General features: G+C 51.1%; 10 protein-coding genes. 9 read left to right on the forward strand and 1 reads right to left on the reverse strand.

The window, feature by feature from the left end; all coding sequences use genetic code 11:
• The first annotated feature begins 387 nt into the window (after positions 1-387).
• The 9 genes from PUQ60_RS03125 to PUQ60_RS03165 all read left to right on the forward strand — a co-directional run bounded on the left by PUQ60_RS03125 (position 388) and on the right by PUQ60_RS03165 (position 13,803).
• Complete coding sequence (locus PUQ60_RS03125) at positions 388-2,319, forward strand: thiamine pyrophosphate-binding protein (protein WP_118626917.1); 1,932 nt, start codon at positions 388-390, stop codon at positions 2,317-2,319.
• A 16-nt stretch (positions 2,320-2,335) separates the two neighbouring features.
• On the forward strand, positions 2,336-3,271 hold the full coding sequence (locus PUQ60_RS03130; RefSeq protein WP_117796036.1) for an NAD(P)-dependent oxidoreductase: 936 nt from the start codon (positions 2,336-2,338) through the stop codon (positions 3,269-3,271).
• Positions 3,272-3,522: 251 nt separating this feature from the next.
• Entirely contained in the window at positions 3,523-4,497 is a 975-nt protein-coding gene (locus PUQ60_RS03135; RefSeq protein WP_107001455.1) for a glycosyltransferase family 2 protein, read from the forward strand.
• Complete coding sequence (locus PUQ60_RS03140; RefSeq protein ID WP_107001456.1) at positions 4,487-6,673, forward strand: glycosyltransferase family 2 protein; 2,187 nt, start codon at positions 4,487-4,489, stop codon at positions 6,671-6,673. The genes PUQ60_RS03135 and PUQ60_RS03140 overlap by 11 nt, the downstream gene beginning before the upstream one ends.
• A 6-nt stretch (positions 6,674-6,679) precedes the next feature.
• On the forward strand, positions 6,680-7,678 hold the full coding sequence (locus PUQ60_RS03145) for a glycosyltransferase family 2 protein (protein ID WP_022359149.1): 999 nt from the start codon (positions 6,680-6,682) through the stop codon (positions 7,676-7,678).
• A gap of 159 nt (positions 7,679-7,837) precedes the next feature.
• Positions 7,838-9,703, forward strand: coding sequence for an LCP family protein (locus PUQ60_RS03150; RefSeq protein ID WP_273379608.1), 1,866 nt, complete (start codon positions 7,838-7,840; stop codon positions 9,701-9,703).
• A gap of 21 nt (positions 9,704-9,724) precedes the next feature.
• A complete protein-coding gene (locus tag PUQ60_RS03155) occupies positions 9,725-11,146 on the forward strand; it encodes an undecaprenyl-phosphate glucose phosphotransferase (RefSeq protein ID WP_118651998.1) in 1,422 nt (473 codons plus the stop codon).
• Between the two features lie 13 nt (positions 11,147-11,159).
• Positions 11,160-12,860: an LCP family protein gene (locus tag PUQ60_RS03160; RefSeq protein ID WP_273379607.1), complete on the forward strand. Its 1,701-nt coding sequence runs from the start codon at positions 11,160-11,162 to the stop codon at positions 12,858-12,860.
• Positions 12,861-12,888: 28 nt separating this feature from the next.
• The gene (locus PUQ60_RS03165; protein ID WP_182429162.1) at positions 12,889-13,803 is read left to right on the forward strand and encodes an AEC family transporter; all 915 of its coding nucleotides are present in this window, start codon (positions 12,889-12,891) and stop codon (positions 13,801-13,803) included.
• A 538-nt stretch (positions 13,804-14,341) separates the two neighbouring features.
• Here the strand turns inward: PUQ60_RS03165 and PUQ60_RS03170 are convergent.
• A complete protein-coding gene (locus PUQ60_RS03170; protein WP_118472962.1) occupies positions 14,342-15,550 on the reverse strand; it encodes a class I SAM-dependent rRNA methyltransferase in 1,209 nt (402 codons plus the stop codon).
• Positions 15,551-15,584 lie beyond the last annotated feature (34 nt).

A 15,584-nucleotide genomic window follows, 5' to 3' on the forward strand; every position in this document is an offset into this window, starting at 1 on the left:
AAGTTACTGTTCACGGGTAGGCACTTTTGGAACCGAAAGTGCCGTAAGAAAACGTGGTGGCAGCAGGAATTTGCCGTATTTAAATGCGAAGCCACGGCAAATTCCGTTACTGGGCACGTATGCGTGAACAGTAACAAAAGAACGTTTCAGAAGAAGGGAAAACGCCGTGCTGGCTATGAAAAGAGAAATATGTGTGATATAATGAGCGCAGAAGAAACGAATGCGGCTGCGAAGCAGACATATTCTTTTCTTGCGCCATTAACGAACGAACAGCCATGCGAAGCAGGGCGGTAGAGCGCGATAGCGCGGGTTCGTGAGTGGACGGGTGAGAATACGTTCTTATGATGTAGTATGACCACTTGACAAGGTATTCAGGAGGAAATCAAAATGAAACAGAAACTTTCTAATTATATAGCAGAAAAGCTTCTCGCATCCGGCATCACGGATGTGTTTATGATCACGGGCGGCGGCGCAATGCATCTGGATGACGCGCTGGGGCATCAGGAAGGACTTCACTGCCTCTACAATCATCATGAGCAGGCATGTGCGATGGCAGCGGAGGCGTATGCCCGCATCCACAACAAGATTGCGGCAGTGTGCGTGACGACGGGACCTGGCGGCATCAATGCGATGAACGGCGTTGCGGGCGGATTTCTGGATTCAATCCCGATGTTTGTCATTTCCGGACAGGTGCGTTATGACACGACGGCGCGCAGCACGGGACTTCACCTGCGCGCGATGGGCGATCAGGAGTATGATATCACCAAATCGGTTGCCAATATGACAAAATACTGTGAGATGGTGATCGATCCGATGCGTATCCGCTTCTGTGTGGAAAAAGCCCTGTATCTGGCTTACAACGGTCGTCCGGGTCCTACCTGGCTGGATATTCCGCTGAATGTGCAGGCGGCAATGATCGAGACAGACGATCTGATCGGCTTTGATCCGGAGGATTATGAGGCAGGCGGAACTGGCTGGGCGGCAGAGAGCGCGTCCGAGATCCCGGAGGATACCGCCGGAAAAGGTGAATTTCGTGCAAAACTTCCGGCACGTGTGACGAAGGAGACGGCGCGTGCGATCATCGAGAAAGTCCGCACCTCCAAACGTCCGGTGATCAATGCCGGAAATGGTATCCGTATCGGCGCGGCGCACGATGTTTTCATGCGCGTGGTTGAAAAGCTGGGAATCCCGGTTGTGACCGGCGCGGACAGCATCGACTGTATCTATGACGAACACCCGCTGTACATCGGAAAAGGCGGCAACGTCGGCGATCGCCCGGGCAACTTCGCGATCCAGAACAGCGATCTGGTGCTGTCGCTCGGAAGCCGTCTGAGTTTCCGTCAGGTCGGTTACCGTTTTACTACCTGGGCGCGCGAGGCGTATGTGATTGTGAATGATATTGATGCCGAAGAGCTGAAAAAGCCGACCCTGCATGTGGATATGCCGGTTCACGCGGATGTGAAGGATCTTCTGACCGTGATGGACGAGGTTCTTTCGGAGGAAGGAAAAGCGGACGGCGCGGCTTCGATGACGCAGGAGTACAAGGACGCGCAGGCAGAGTGGCTGCGTATCTGCCAGGGCTGGAAGCATGATTATCCGGTGGTTCTGCCGAAGCACATGAACGGCGGCACGGAGACAGAGGCAAACGTATATGCATTTGCGTATGAGATGAGCCGCCGTTTAAATGAGAACCAGATCGTGGTTGTGGGGAATGGATCTGCAAATGTTGTGTGTGGACACGCAAATATTGTGAAAAAGGGACAGAGATTTATCTCGAACTCCGGCATCGCTTCGATGGGCTACGGACTTCCGGCATCGATCGGCGCGTGCGTGGCAGATCACAGCCAGGATATTATCCTGATCACCGGAGACGGCAGTATTCAGATGAATTTACAGGAGCTTGAGACAGTTGTCAGCCACCGGATGCCGATCAAGATTTTCATTATCAATAACGGCGGTTACCATTCCATCCGCCAGACCCAGAAGAATTTCTTCGGCGAGCCGCTCATCGGTATCGGCGTGGACAGCGGCGATCTTGGATTCCCGAGCATGGAAAAGCTGGCGTGGGCGTATGGATTCCCATATGTAGCCATTCATGGAAACAAGGAGCTGGGCGAGAAGGTAGAAGAAACGCTGGCGATGGACGGCCCGGTGATCTGCGAGGTATTTGTAACGCTGGATCAGAACTTTGAGCCAAAGTCCGCGGCGAAGAGACTGCCGGACGGAACGCTTGTATCGCCGCCGCTGGAGGATCTGTCCCCATTCCTGCCGGACGAGGAGATGGACCGTATCATGCTGATTCCGCGTATAAAAAAATAGTAAAGGAAACGATAGAATGAAGATAGTTGTCACAGGTGCCACCAGCTTTGTAGGTCTGGGGGCGGTGCGCGAGCTGTTACATCGCGGACATCAGGTATACGCCGTACTGCGGGAACATTCGACGAAAGCGGATCTGCTGCGGGAAAATGGAAAATTTCCGCAGGGACTCACGATTTTGGAGGAGGATCTGGGGAATCTCTCGAAACTGCCGGAACGGATTCCGGGCGGATGCGATGTGTTTCTCCATATGGGCTGGCGCGGTGCAGGGAGTGATTCACGGAAAAATGAGTCAGTCCAGGAGGAGAGCGTGCAGGACGCGCTGAATGCCGTCCGCGTGGCGAAAGACCTCGGGTGCCGGCGGTTTCTCTTTACAGGTTCGCAGGCGGAGTATGGCGTCAAGAGCGAGCTGACAGACGAGGAGACGGTCTGCGAGCCGACCTCCCCGTATGGACGTGCGAAACTGGCAGTCCGGCAGCAGGCGGAAGTGCTCTGCCGGGAACTGGGACTGGATTATGGGCATGCCCGGATTTTCAGCACGTATGGACCAGGCGATCACCCGTGGTCGCTTCTTTCCTCCTGTGTCCGGGTCTTCCGGGCAGGGGAGAAGATGACGATGACCGCCTGCACGCAGCTCTGGAACTTCATGTATATTGACGATGCAGGGCGCGCCCTGGCGGATCTGGCAGAATATGCGGGAAATCTCACGGATCACGGATGTGTCTACAATCTGGGCGGTCCGATGGATGAGACAGGACCGCTGCGCGGGTTTGTCGAGACGGTCTATGAGCTGTGCGGCAGGCAGGGCAGCATGGAATTTGGCGTCCGCCCGCCGAATGCAGAGGGAATCGTCAATCTGATCCCGGATATCCGCAAGATGGAGCGGGTGGTTGGCTGGAAGCCACAGGTATATTTTGAAGAAGGAATGAAGAGAATTTTAGCTTTTCAGAAATGATTTTTCTGCCCTCTGTGCAGAGTGACGGGAGAGAATGGTAAATATTTGGACATATTTTATCAGTTTATGCCAAGTAAATAGCGAAGCAGCCAAAAATCGTTAAGAAAATTGTAGGTTGTCAAAAGAGAGAAAGACGTTTAAAATAAAGGCAGTATAGCCGAAGCGGCTTTCTCTTTTTTTTGTGTTCGAAATTTGGTGGAACGAAACAGAAGAGTTCAAACAAAAAGCAAATTAATAGGAATCAGAAAAGTATGAAAAAAATCAGTATATTAATTCCCTGCTACAACGAGGAAGAGAATGTAGGTCCGATCAGCGAGGCGGTTGTGGAGACGCTGGAGCGCGATCTGCCGGAATATGACTATGAGCTTGTCTTTATCGACAATGATTCGACGGACCAGACGCGCCCGATTCTTCGCAAGATCTGCAGCGAGAATCCACGGATCAAGGCAATTTTTAATGCCAAAAACTTTGGACAGTTCAATTCCCCGTATTATGGAATGTTACAGTGTACCGGCGACTGCGTGATCAGCATGGTGGCGGATTTTCAGGATCCGGTCGATATGATCCCGAAATATGTCCATGAGTGGGAAAATGGCTACAAGATTGTCATCGGCATCAAGACGGGAAGCAAGGAAAACCCGATCATGTATGCGCTGAGGAGCTGCTATTACAAGATGATAAAGAAACTCTCCGATGTCGAGCAGATTGAGCATTTTACCGGTTCGGGTCTGTATGACCGCGATTTTATTGAGATTCTGCGGGAGCTTGACGATCCGACGCCGTTTTTGCGCGGAATCGTGGCGGAGCTTGGTTATAAGCGTAAGGAGATTCCATATATCCAGCCGCAGCGCCGCGCAGGCAAGACACACAACAATTTTTACCGGCTCTACGATGCCGCGATGCTCAGTGTGACCTCCTATACGAAGGTCGGTCTGCGCCTGGCGACGATCTTTGGAAGTATCTGCGCGGCGATCAGTATGATCGTGGCGATTGTATATCTGGTGATGAAACTGCTTCACTGGTATGATTTTCCGGCTGGTATGGCGCCGGTTCTGATTGGAATGTGTTTTTTAGGGTCGGTTCAGATCTTTTTCATCGGTTTGGTGGGGGAGTATATTTTATCGATCAATTCGAGAGTCATGAAGCGTCCGCTGGTAGTGGAGGAAGAGCGGCTGAATTTTGATACACCGGTAAAAAAAGTTGGGGGCAAACAGCATGAAATGTAATGTCGATGTAGTTCGGATTCGTGAAAATTCGATTCAGCTCAATGGCTGGGCGATCGGAAAGACGCCGGAGACGGAGATCACCTATCAGGTTGAAGATGGGGCACATCAGCCGATCCGGTTTCAGTATGTGGCGACCCGCCGCGACGACGTCAGCCAGATTTATTTTGGGCGAACGGTAGAAAAAGAGCTTGGATTTGATATCCAGTTCCCGTATGAGCGCGGAAAAGATTATTATCTGATCGCAAAAGGCGAGGGACGCAAAATCCGCATTAAATATAATGAAGAACTGATCCGCAAGCGCAGCAGTGTGGCGCACAAGCGGATGCAGAAGATCCGCGATTTGATGAACATGGAGACTGTGCGGGTCTGCCTGGATTTCTGGAAGGAAAACGGTCTGAAAGCCTTGCTGGTAAAATCCAAGCACAAACTGCAGGGAATTGACAATGACTACGATTACGGCGAGTGGTATTCACTGACGAAGCCGACGGCGGAGGAGCTGGAGGAGCAGAGGAAAAAGGTGTTTGACGCGCCGGTTAAATTCTCGATCGTGATTCCGGCATTTAAGACACCGGAGCGATTTCTGCGGGAAATGCTGGATTCGATCGCGGAACAGACATACGCAAACTGGGAGGTCTGCGTGGCGGACGGCAGTCCGGCAGGACAAAGCTGCGAGCGGGTGCTGGAGCAGTATGCGAAGAAGGACAGCCGCTTTAAATACGTGATTTTAGGGGAAAATAAGGGCATTTCCGGCAATACGAATGCAGCAATGGATATGGCGACCGGCGATTATATCGTGCTGGCAGACCATGACGATAAGCTGACACCGAATGCTCTCTATGAGTGTGCGAAACTGTTACAGGAACATCCGGGATGCGACTGCTTCTATTCGGATGAGGATAAGCTGGATATGGACGGCGGCGCTTTGTTTGATCCGCATTTTAAGCCGGATTTCAATATCGATCTGCTCTGCAGCGTCAACTATATCTGCCATCTGTTTGTAGTCAGCCACGATCTGGCAGCGCAGGTAGGTGGCTTCCGTCAGGAATACGACGGAGCACAGGATTATGACTTCATTTTCCGTTGTACGGAGAAGGCGAAGGAGATCCGCCATATCCCGAAGGTGCTGTATCATTGGCGCTGCCACAAGGATTCGACAGCGAGCAACCCGGAGAGCAAGCTGTACGCATTTGATGCGGGTGCGCGCGCGATCATGGATCATTATAAACGCGTCGGTATCGAGGCGGAGCGCGTGGAAAAAGGTGTGGACTACGGCATTTATCACTCTGTATATAAAATTCAGGGGGAACCGCTGGTATCGATCATCATTCCGAACAAGGATCACCATACGGATCTGGATCTATGCCTGCGGGCGATTGAGACGCGGGCAACGTACCGCAATGTTGAGTTTATCATTGTAGAGAACAACAGCACGGAGAAGGAAACCTTTGAATACTATGAAAAGATTCAGAAGGAATTTTCCAATGTCCATGTGGTAACCTGGGAGCGCGAGTTTAATTATTCGGCGATCAACAACTTCGGCGTGACCTTCGCAAAGGGCGAATATCTGCTGTTTTTAAATAATGATACCGAGCTGATTGCGGAGAATTTCATCGAGGAGATGCTGGGACTGTGCCAGCGGGAGGACGTCGGCGCAGTTGGCGCGAGACTGCTCTATCAGGATGATACGATCCAGCATGCGGGCGTCGTGATTGGTTTCGGCGGCATCGCAGGGCATACGTTTATCGGGCTTCATAAGGCGGAAAACAGCTATTTCCACCGTGCGATGAGTACACAGGATTACAGCGCTGTGACGGCGGCGTGCCTGATGACAAAGAAAGCGCTCTTTGATGAGGTCGGCGGCTTTACGGAGAAGCTGGCGGTCGCATTTAACGATATCGATTATTGCATGAAAGTGCGGGCATCAAATCATTTAGTGGTTTACAATCCGTACGCATTGCTGTATCATTATGAGTCGAAGTCAAGAGGACTGGAGGATACGCCGGAGAAGGTGGCACGTTTTAACAGGGAGATCAAGATTTTCTCGGAGCGCTGGCCGGAGATCCTTAAAGATGGAGATCCTTATTACAATCCGAACCTGACGCTGCGGAAGTCCAATTTCGCCCTCAGGGATCTGAAAAAAGAGAAAATCGGAGAACCGTATCATCTGGAGGTATAACCCGGGATGGAGATTACAACGACAATTATTATTCCCAATTATAATGGGTTAAAGTTTATGGACGAATGCATCCGTTCACTGAATGCACAGACGTATCCGAATTTCCGGACGCTGGTGGTGGACAACGGTTCGACGGACGGAAGCGTGGAGTGGCTGAAGGAACATCAGATCGATACGATTTTCCTGCCGGAAAACACGGGATTTTCCGGCGCAGTCAACGTCGGAATCAAGGCGGCAGACACACCGTATGTGCTGCTTTTAAATAATGACGTCCGGGTGGACGAGTATTTCGTGGCGGAGATGGTGCGTGCGATCGGTCAGTCGGAGCGCATCTTTTCCGTCAGCAGCCGGATGATCCAGATGTACCATCCGGACAGGCTGGATGATGCAGGCGATATGTATTCCCTGCTTGGCTGGGCGTACCAGCGCGGCGTGGGACGGGATCTTACGCATTACCGCCGTTCAAGCCGGGTATTCTCGGCGTGCGCGGGCGCAGCGATCTACAGGAGAGAGGTATTTGAGGAGATAGGCTATTTCGATGAGATGCATTTTGCCTATCTGGAAGATATTGATGTGGGATATAGAGCCCGGATTGCGGGGTATGACAATATATACTGCCCGGCGGCGCTGGTATGGCACGTCGGAAGCGGAACCAGCGGTTCCAAGTACAATTCATTCAAGGTTAAGCTGGCGGCACGCAACAATGTGTATCTGAATTATAAAAATATGCCGTGCTTACAGCTTATCATAAATGCGATTCCGATCGCAGCGGGGATTTTCGTGAAATATTCATTTTTCAGGAAACTCGGGTTTGGAAAAGATTATCTGGAAGGTCTGAAAGAAGGCATACGGACGGCAAAGAAGTGTAAAAAAGTGGCGTACCGCCCGGAACGGCTTAAAAATTATCTGGCGATAGAGCTGGAACTTTTAGCCGGGACATTTCTCTATGTCTATGAATTTGCTGTGAGACAGATCGAGAAAAAAGCAGCATCTGATAAATCGTGAGGAAAAGGTTAGAGTTGTTACTGGGCGCGTATGTGTGGACAGTAACTTAGAGTTTGCGCGATGTGTGAACGGTCATGGTTTAGCGGATGCAGCACGGAGAAAGGCTGCTTATCAGACAATGTCTGAGCGGCAGCAAGCAAGTGAAAGATGAGGTAGCTTATGAATTATGAGGATGATGAGCTGGAGCGCATGAGGGCGCGCCGCGAGGGCAGAAGCAGCCGTGCCAGTCAGGCAGGGCATTCTTCGCGCGGCAGTTCTGCTTCCGGCACCAGCCGCAGAAGAGTCAGCAGTACAGTTGAAAATAGCCAGAGAAAAGGTGAGGCGGGCAGCAGTTCAGTACGTTCCGGCTACAGCGGTCCTAAGAGCGCTGGAAGTGGAAAAAAGAGTTCGGGACGCCGCGGCAGCCATTACCGTAAATCGGCGCGTCACAGAAAGCATATGATCATTGCGGCGGAGATTGTCGTGATTATATTGATGATTCTGGGCGGTGCGTTCTGGTATATGTATCACAGAACCTTCGGTTCTATGCAGAAGATTGATTTCAACGAGGACCAGGTTAAGAACGTCAACCTGTCCCAGGAACAGATCGATGATATGAAGGGCTACATGACCGTAGCGTGCTTCGGTGTCGATTCGCGAAGTCAGCACGGGCAGATGAATGTCGGAAAAGGTACGAACGCGGATGTCAACATGATTGCCAATATCAATCTGGAGACGGGTGAGATCCGCCTTGTATCGGTATTCCGGGACAGTTATCTGAATATCAACGATAAAAACTCTTATAATAAGATCAACGCCGCTTACGCACAGGGCGGTCCGGAGCAGGCAGTTAAGGCGCTGAATAAGAACCTGGGTCTTAACATTACCCAGTATGCGACGTTCAACTGGAAAGCGGTTGCGGATGCCATCAACATTCTGGGCGGTGTAGATGTCGAGCTGAGCGATGCAGAGTTCTCCTGGATCAATGCCTTCATCACGGAGACCGTAAAGGAGACTGGTATCGGTTCTCATCAGCTGACCCATGCGGGCAATGTACATCTGGATGGTATCCAGGCAGTTGCATACGGACGTATCCGTTATTCAGATACGGACTATGCGCGTACCGAGCGTCAGAGAATTATTCTTCAGAAAGCCTTTGATAAGGCAAAAAATGCAGACTGGGCGACACTCAACTGTCTGATTCAGACGATCATGCCGCAGCTTGCAACCAATGTTGATATTACGGATTTGATTCCGCTGGCACGCAATATCGCGAAGTTCCATATCGGTGAGACCGCCGGATTCCCGGCAGCCAGAGGCGAGCAGGATGTTGGAAAGATCGGCGACTGCGTTATCCCGCAGACACTGGAGTACAACGTAAAAGAGCTTCATAAGTTCCTGTTTGATGAGGAAGATTATCAGGTTCCGTCCAATGTCAAGGAGTATAGCAACCATATCGCGCAGGTAACAGGTCTTACGACGAATGCGAAGCTGATCGGTCATGTTCCGGTCGATCAGGGTGTCAGCGCCCAGACGTTTATCAAGAAACGGGCGAGCCGGATTGCCGCGAAGGCAGCGGCGGAAGCATCCGCTAAGAAGTCATCGACGAGTGCTTCGGACGAGTCGGATGACGAGAGCGGGGATGAGACCAAGAAGGGCGAGAGCGAGAGCTCGATTGGATTGGACGAGATCTTTGATCCGGATGAAGACTGGATTGACTGGGAGGAAGAAGAGTCGAAGAGCAACAGCAGTAAGGGACCAGGAACAACGACGACTCCCGGCAAGAACAATCATACGGATAGGACAACCGAGGCGGATGATTCTTTATCCGGACCAGGCAGCACATCGGAGACGAAGTCTTCCATTGCAAAACCGGGATCTACAACCACAACGGCGGCAGAGACATCGGCATCCAGTGAAAAGACTTCTCCGGGTGCGTCGGATAATTCCGGTGTGAAAAGTCCGGTCACAGAGATTCAGGAACCGGGGGATTCCGGAAACAGCGATGCAGCAGGCCCCGGCGGTCCGGCAGGACCGGGAGCTTAATCCGAATTCAGGTGATATACTATGATAAAAGATAACCAGAAACGGCTGAACCATTTCCACGTAGTGCTGGACGCATGTGTCATCGCATGCGCCTACGCACTTGCGTGGTTTATCGTCAATGGAACGTCGTGGTTTAATGTAACAGGGCATAATAAGAGCGCAATGGCAGTCGTCTATCTGGCGGCTGGCGTTCTTATTGTACCGTTTTATTTGATTTTATACGCATTTTTTCATCTTTATACGCCCAAACGGGTTCAGGGAAGACGGGTGGAGTTAGCCAATATTTTCAAGGCGAACATCATCGGTCTTTTGGTGATCTCACTGATTCTTTACCTGGGCGGTAAAAATGAGTATTTCCACAACTTCTCCCGTCCGATGGTATTTTTGTTTTTTGGCATCAATCTCTTTGCTGAGATTCTGATGCGGAATATCCTGCGGATAGCGCTCCGGTCGATGCGGTCGAAGGGATATAACCAGAAGCATCTGCTTCTGGTCGGTTACAGCCGGGCAGCGGAAGGATTTATTGACCGTGTGAATGTCAATCCGGAGTGGGGCTATAAAATCCGCGGTATTCTGGATGACCATGAGGAGTGGGGCAAAGAATATAAGGGAGTGCGCGTGATCGGCAAAATTGACGATCTGGATACGATTCTGGCGCTCAATACGCTGGATGAGATCGCGATCACCCTGAGCATCCAGGAGTATGGAAAACTGGAAAAAATCGTGGCGGGCTGTGAAAAATCGGGTGTGCATACGAAATTTATCCCGGATTATTATAACTTTATCCCGACCCGTCCGTTTATGGAGGATCTGCAGGGACTTCCGGTGATCCACATCCGCCATGTGCCGCTCACGAATCTGCTCAACGCAACGATGAAGCGGACGATGGATCTGGTCGGCGGCATGATGGCGCTCATCCTGTTTTCACCGGTGATGCTGGTGACGGCGATTCTTATAAAGGCGACTTCGCCGGGACCGGTCATTTTCTGTCAGGAGCGGGTGGGACTTCACAATAAGCCGTTTAAGATGTATAAGTTCCGCTCGATGGCGGTACAGTCGGCGGCAAAGGAGAAAAGCCAGTGGACGACGCCGGGAGACCCGCGTGTGACTCCGATTGGAAGATTTATCCGGAAGACGAGCATTGACGAGCTTCCGCAGCTGTTTAATGTTCTGAAGGGCGATATGAGCCTGGTTGGACCGCGCCCGGAACGCCCGTTTTTCGTTGAAAAATTCAAGGAAGAGATTCCGCGTTATATGATCAAACACCAGGTGCGTCCGGGAATGACCGGATGGGCACAGGTCAATGGTTACCGGGGCGATACCTCGATCACGAAGCGGATTGAGCATGATCTGTATTACATCGAGAACTGGACGCTGGGATTTGATTTTAAAATCATGTTTTTGACGGTTTTTAAGGGCTTTATAAATAAAAACGCGTATTGATGAGGAAAACCACATGGGATATGAAGAAGAAAGAGATAGATCAGGACACCGCCGGAGCCGACGGGCAAAACCGTCGGAGATGGAAGACGATGGTCTGACACTGATCACGGATTCATTTACGGAACGCCGGGAGGACGGATCCCACCGGAGCGGAGATAGAAGCCGAAGTGGTCAGAAAGCGGCAAAGAGGGGACAGACGCAGCCTGGCAGCAGCCGGGAGAGCCGGAATCAGGAGAAAACCCGGACCATGAACCGGTCGGATATTTACGCCGACCCGGTTAAATTGAAAGCGCGCCGGAAAAAGAAGCGGAAGATATGGTTTATTCTTCTGGAGAGCGTGATGCTGATCGGGATTCTCTGCTTTGCGGGATATTCGTATATCAGCAGCCGTCTGGATCTGATGCAGCGGCTTCCGTGGAACCCGGATGAGATCAAAAACGTCGAGATTTCGGAGGAGAAGCAGGAGCAGATGAGCGGTTACTGGACGATCGCGGTTTTCGGCGTGGATAGCCGTAACTCATCGGTCGGAAAGGGCAATAACTCGGATGTCAATATTCTCTGCAACATCGATCAGGGAACCGGTGAGATACGTCTGGTTTCGGTGTACCGGGATTCATATTTAAATATCAGCGACAAGAATACCTACAACAAAATCAACGCCGCTTATATGCAGGGCGGACCGGAGCAGGTTGTCAAGGCGCTCAATAGGAACCTGGATATCGATATTGACGATTATGCGACCTTTAACTGGAAAGCCGTTGCAGATGCGATCAACATTCTGGGCGGCATTGACGTGGAGATCACGAAATCAGAGTTTTATTATATCAATGCGTTCATTTCTGAGACGGTCAAGGCGACCGGCGTCGCTTCGACCCAGCTTAAATCAGCGGGCATGAACCATCTGGACGGTGTGCAGGCGGTTGCATATGGGCGTCTCCGTCTGATGGATACGGACTATGCCCGTACCGAACGGCAGAGAAAGGTTATTTCCCTCGCGTTTGAGAAGATGAAAAAAGCAGATTGGGCGACGATCAACAATATTGTGCAGACGGTATTTCCACAGGTGGCGACCAGCATCGAGATCAATGATCTGTTGAAGATAGGACGAAATATTACGCGTTACCATCTGACCGAGACGACCGGTTTCCCGTCGGAGCTGAGGGAAAAGAAGATGGGACGCAAGGGCGCCTGCGTCATCCCACAGACGCTGGAGAGCAATGTCATCGAGCTGCATCATTTCCTGTTTGGCGATGAGGAATACACGCCGACTGAGACGGTCCGGACGATCAGTCAGAAAATTGTATCAGATACAGGCGTTCATGGCACGAAACAGGCAGAAACGAAGGCATTGCCGAAGACGACCGAGGCGACGACAATTTCCATCCTGGATCCGACGCAGGAGAGCGGCGCGGACGAAAGCCAGGAAGCCGGGAGCGGCAGCGACGAGTCGGAGAAAGAGACCGGTAATGCTTCGGAAACACAGGAGAATGACGTTTCTGAGCAGGAAAGCCGTCCGGACGGTACGCATGCATCAAAGGAAAATGCGCGGGAGAGCAGTGAGGCAGAGTCTGGCGGTTTTTCGCCGGCATTTCCGGGCGGAAATTCTGGCACCGGCGAGACGGAGAATGGCAGAGAAAAACCTTCCGGCAGCGGTTCCCCGAATGGAAGCAGTGCACCGGGAAGTAAGACGAATGCGGGAATCATCATTGAGTGATGAGAGAGTGTGAAACGGAGGAAATGCGTTGAATTTAGATGGTCTGTACCGGATGCAGGGAATGTTATTTTCCCTGATGATTCTGGGGGCATTCTTAAAGAAGAAGGGAATTATCACGGATGAGGGAAAAAGGGTCATTGCGGATCTGGTTATCTTTGTGACACTTCCCTGCAGTATCATCGAGTCATTTGAAGTAGAACTGAGCATGGATATCTTAAAGAGCAGCGCACAGGCGCTGCTCGTCTCATGTATGGTTCAGGTGGCTTGTTATATCTTAAATATGGTACTGTACCCGGGTGTGGGAGAGGAAAAGAAGAAGGTCCTCAAATACGCGACGATGGCGTCCAATGCCGGGATTCTGGGAAATCCGGTGGCGGAGGGCATCTTCGGCTCGATGGGGCTTTTCTACGCCTCTTTTTACCTGATTCCGCAGAGAACTGCGATGTGGTCGCTGGGAATGACGTATTTTACGAAGGCGCCGGATCGGAAGACGCTGATTAAAAAGATATGCACGCATCCGTGTATTGTCTCCGTATTCATCGGCTTTGTGCTGATGCTTTTGCAGATGCAGATTCCAGGATTCCTGGGAGATACGGTACATAGCTTAAACAAGGCAAACACGGCAGTCTCCATGATTTTCGTCGGAACCGTTCTGGCGGAGGCAGATATGAAGACGATGATCACGCCGCTCAGCTGCTACTATGCCGCTGTGCGCCTGATCCTGATCCCGGCGCTTGTGTGGATCGGCTGCCTCCTGTTCCATATTGACACGCTGGTGATGGGGATTTCTGTGGTGCTGGCAGCGATGCCGGCAGCAAGCACGACGGCGATTCTTGCCGCGAAATATGGCGGGGATGAAGTCTTTGCGACGAAGTGCGTGGTATTTACGACGCTGCTTTCGATGGTGTCGGCACCGGTTTGGTGTATGGTGCTGCAGCGGTAATCCCTTATGAGTTCGTATTTCTATAAAGGGGGTTTCGCTTGCATTGGATGAAAAGATATGTTATATTAGGGATAGAAAAAAGGAAAAGCCAGAGGAGCGGCTTACCTGAATAAATTAAACAACTGTTTTATTAACAGCCGTCATTATTGCAGTAATGGCGGCTATTTTCGTTTTCCCTTGAAAATTGTATAACACAATCCAACAAGGGCGCAAATGAATATTCCAATCTGAATCAAATCAGAGTATGTAACATACATTGGCAATGCCCTCCTTTCTTTCGTCTGGAGGGTTAGATTTGTGCCTCGTTCCAGTCTTTGATAAACAAGCTTTGCTGAAATCTAGCAACCCTCCGATAACAGAGGGTAAGCCGCCTGGCTCTCTGGTTTTTCCCATGTACGAAGTATATCATAATTTATCAGAACAGACAATGATAAAACGAAACAAATCCCCTCAGATTGCTCTAAGAGGATTTGCAGATTCATGATTTATAATAGCAGTTCATATTGCTTGGTTATAGTCTTACAAACATTCTGTGATTTTACTTTTCATCCACAACCTGGAAAATGTAGAACTTCAGATAATAGGACGTCTCATCCCCCGCCCACAGAATCGGGTGGTCGGCTGCCTGGGTGCGGTATTCGATCTGGCGCAGGCGGCGGTGGGCGCTGCGGGCTGCCTCCTGAATCGCCTTTGTGAAGAGCTCCGGCGTCATGAAATGGGAGCAGGAGCAGGTGGCGAAGTAGCCGCCGTCCTTTACCAGACGCAGACCGCGAATATTGATCTCGCGGTAGCCCTTGATGGCATTTTTGACCGAGCTGCGGGATTTTGTGAAGGCAGGCGGATCGAGGATCACGACGTCGAATTGCTCACCTCTTGCCTCTAATTCCGGAAGCAGGTCAAAGACATCCGCGCACTGAAAGGTGGTAGTACCGGAAACACCGTTTAACTCTGCATTTTCACGCGCCTGTGCGACGGCAAGTTCGGACGCATCCACGCCGATGACCTCTTTGGCGCCGGAGACGGCTGCATTTAAGGCAAAGGAGCCGGTGTGGGTAAAACAGTCCAGAACGCGTTTGCCCGGGCAGAGACGCTGGATTGCCAGACGGTTGTATTTCTGGTCGAGGAAAAAGCCAGTTTTCTGCCCGTCCTTGACATCTACCAGATAGCGGACACCATTTTCAACGATCTCTACTTTTGTATCAAATGGTTCCCCGATAAAGCCCTTATAGCGCTCCATGCCCTCCTGTAAGCGGACCTTAGCGTCGCTACGCTCGTAAATACCGCGGATATGAATGCCGTCTTCCTCAAGCACCTTGACGAGTTTTTCCAGAATCAGCGGTTTCAGACGGTCGATACCGAGCGCCAGGGATTCAACGACCAGCACATCGGAAAATTTGTCGATCACGATGCCCGGAAGGAAATCTGCTTCGCCGAAAATCAGGCGGCAGCTGCTGGTATCAACTGTCTGACGGCGGTATTCCCAGGCATTGCGGACGCGCATTTCGATAAAAGCATCGTCGATGACAGTATCCTTTTTGCGGGAAAGCATCCGCACGGTAAGCTTGGAGCGGGTGTTGATAAAACCACATCCGAGCGGATAACCGTCAAAATCTTCGACACGAAGGATATCGCCATTTTCAAATTCGCCCTCAATTCGTTCAATTTCATTATCATAGATCCACATACCGCCGGCTTTCAGGGAACGAGCCTCGCCTTTGCGGATATGGACAACTGCCTGTGTATTCATCATGGATGTAACAGTCCTTTCATATAAAATGTAA

Origin of the sequence: Clostridium sp. AF02-29 (genome assembly GCF_934835585.1) — a bacterium.
Taxonomy (GTDB): domain Bacteria; phylum Bacillota; class Clostridia; order Lachnospirales; family Lachnospiraceae; genus Otoolea; species Otoolea fessa.

What these genes read in the sequence shown, in the direction of transcription:
- PUQ60_RS03155 (WP_118651998.1), top strand. Translation starts at nt 9,725, where the DNA reads ATGATAAAAGATAACCAGAAACGGCTGAACCATTTCCACGTAGTGCTG.
- PUQ60_RS03145 (WP_022359149.1), top strand. Translation starts at nt 6,680, where the DNA reads ATGGAGATTACAACGACAATTATTATTCCCAATTATAATGGGTTAAAG.
- PUQ60_RS03160 (WP_273379607.1), top strand. Translation starts at nt 11,160, where the DNA reads ATGGGATATGAAGAAGAAAGAGATAGATCAGGACACCGCCGGAGCCGA.
- PUQ60_RS03125 (WP_118626917.1), top strand. Translation starts at nt 388, where the DNA reads ATGAAACAGAAACTTTCTAATTATATAGCAGAAAAGCTTCTCGCATCC.
- PUQ60_RS03140 (WP_107001456.1), top strand. Translation starts at nt 4,487, where the DNA reads ATGAAATGTAATGTCGATGTAGTTCGGATTCGTGAAAATTCGATTCAG.
- PUQ60_RS03130 (WP_117796036.1), top strand. Translation starts at nt 2,336, where the DNA reads ATGAAGATAGTTGTCACAGGTGCCACCAGCTTTGTAGGTCTGGGGGCG.
- PUQ60_RS03170 (WP_118472962.1), bottom strand. Translation starts at nt 15,550, where the DNA reads ATGAATACACAGGCAGTTGTCCATATCCGCAAAGGCGAGGCTCGTTCC.
- PUQ60_RS03135 (WP_107001455.1), top strand. Translation starts at nt 3,523, where the DNA reads ATGAAAAAAATCAGTATATTAATTCCCTGCTACAACGAGGAAGAGAAT.
- PUQ60_RS03150 (WP_273379608.1), top strand. Translation starts at nt 7,838, where the DNA reads ATGAATTATGAGGATGATGAGCTGGAGCGCATGAGGGCGCGCCGCGAG.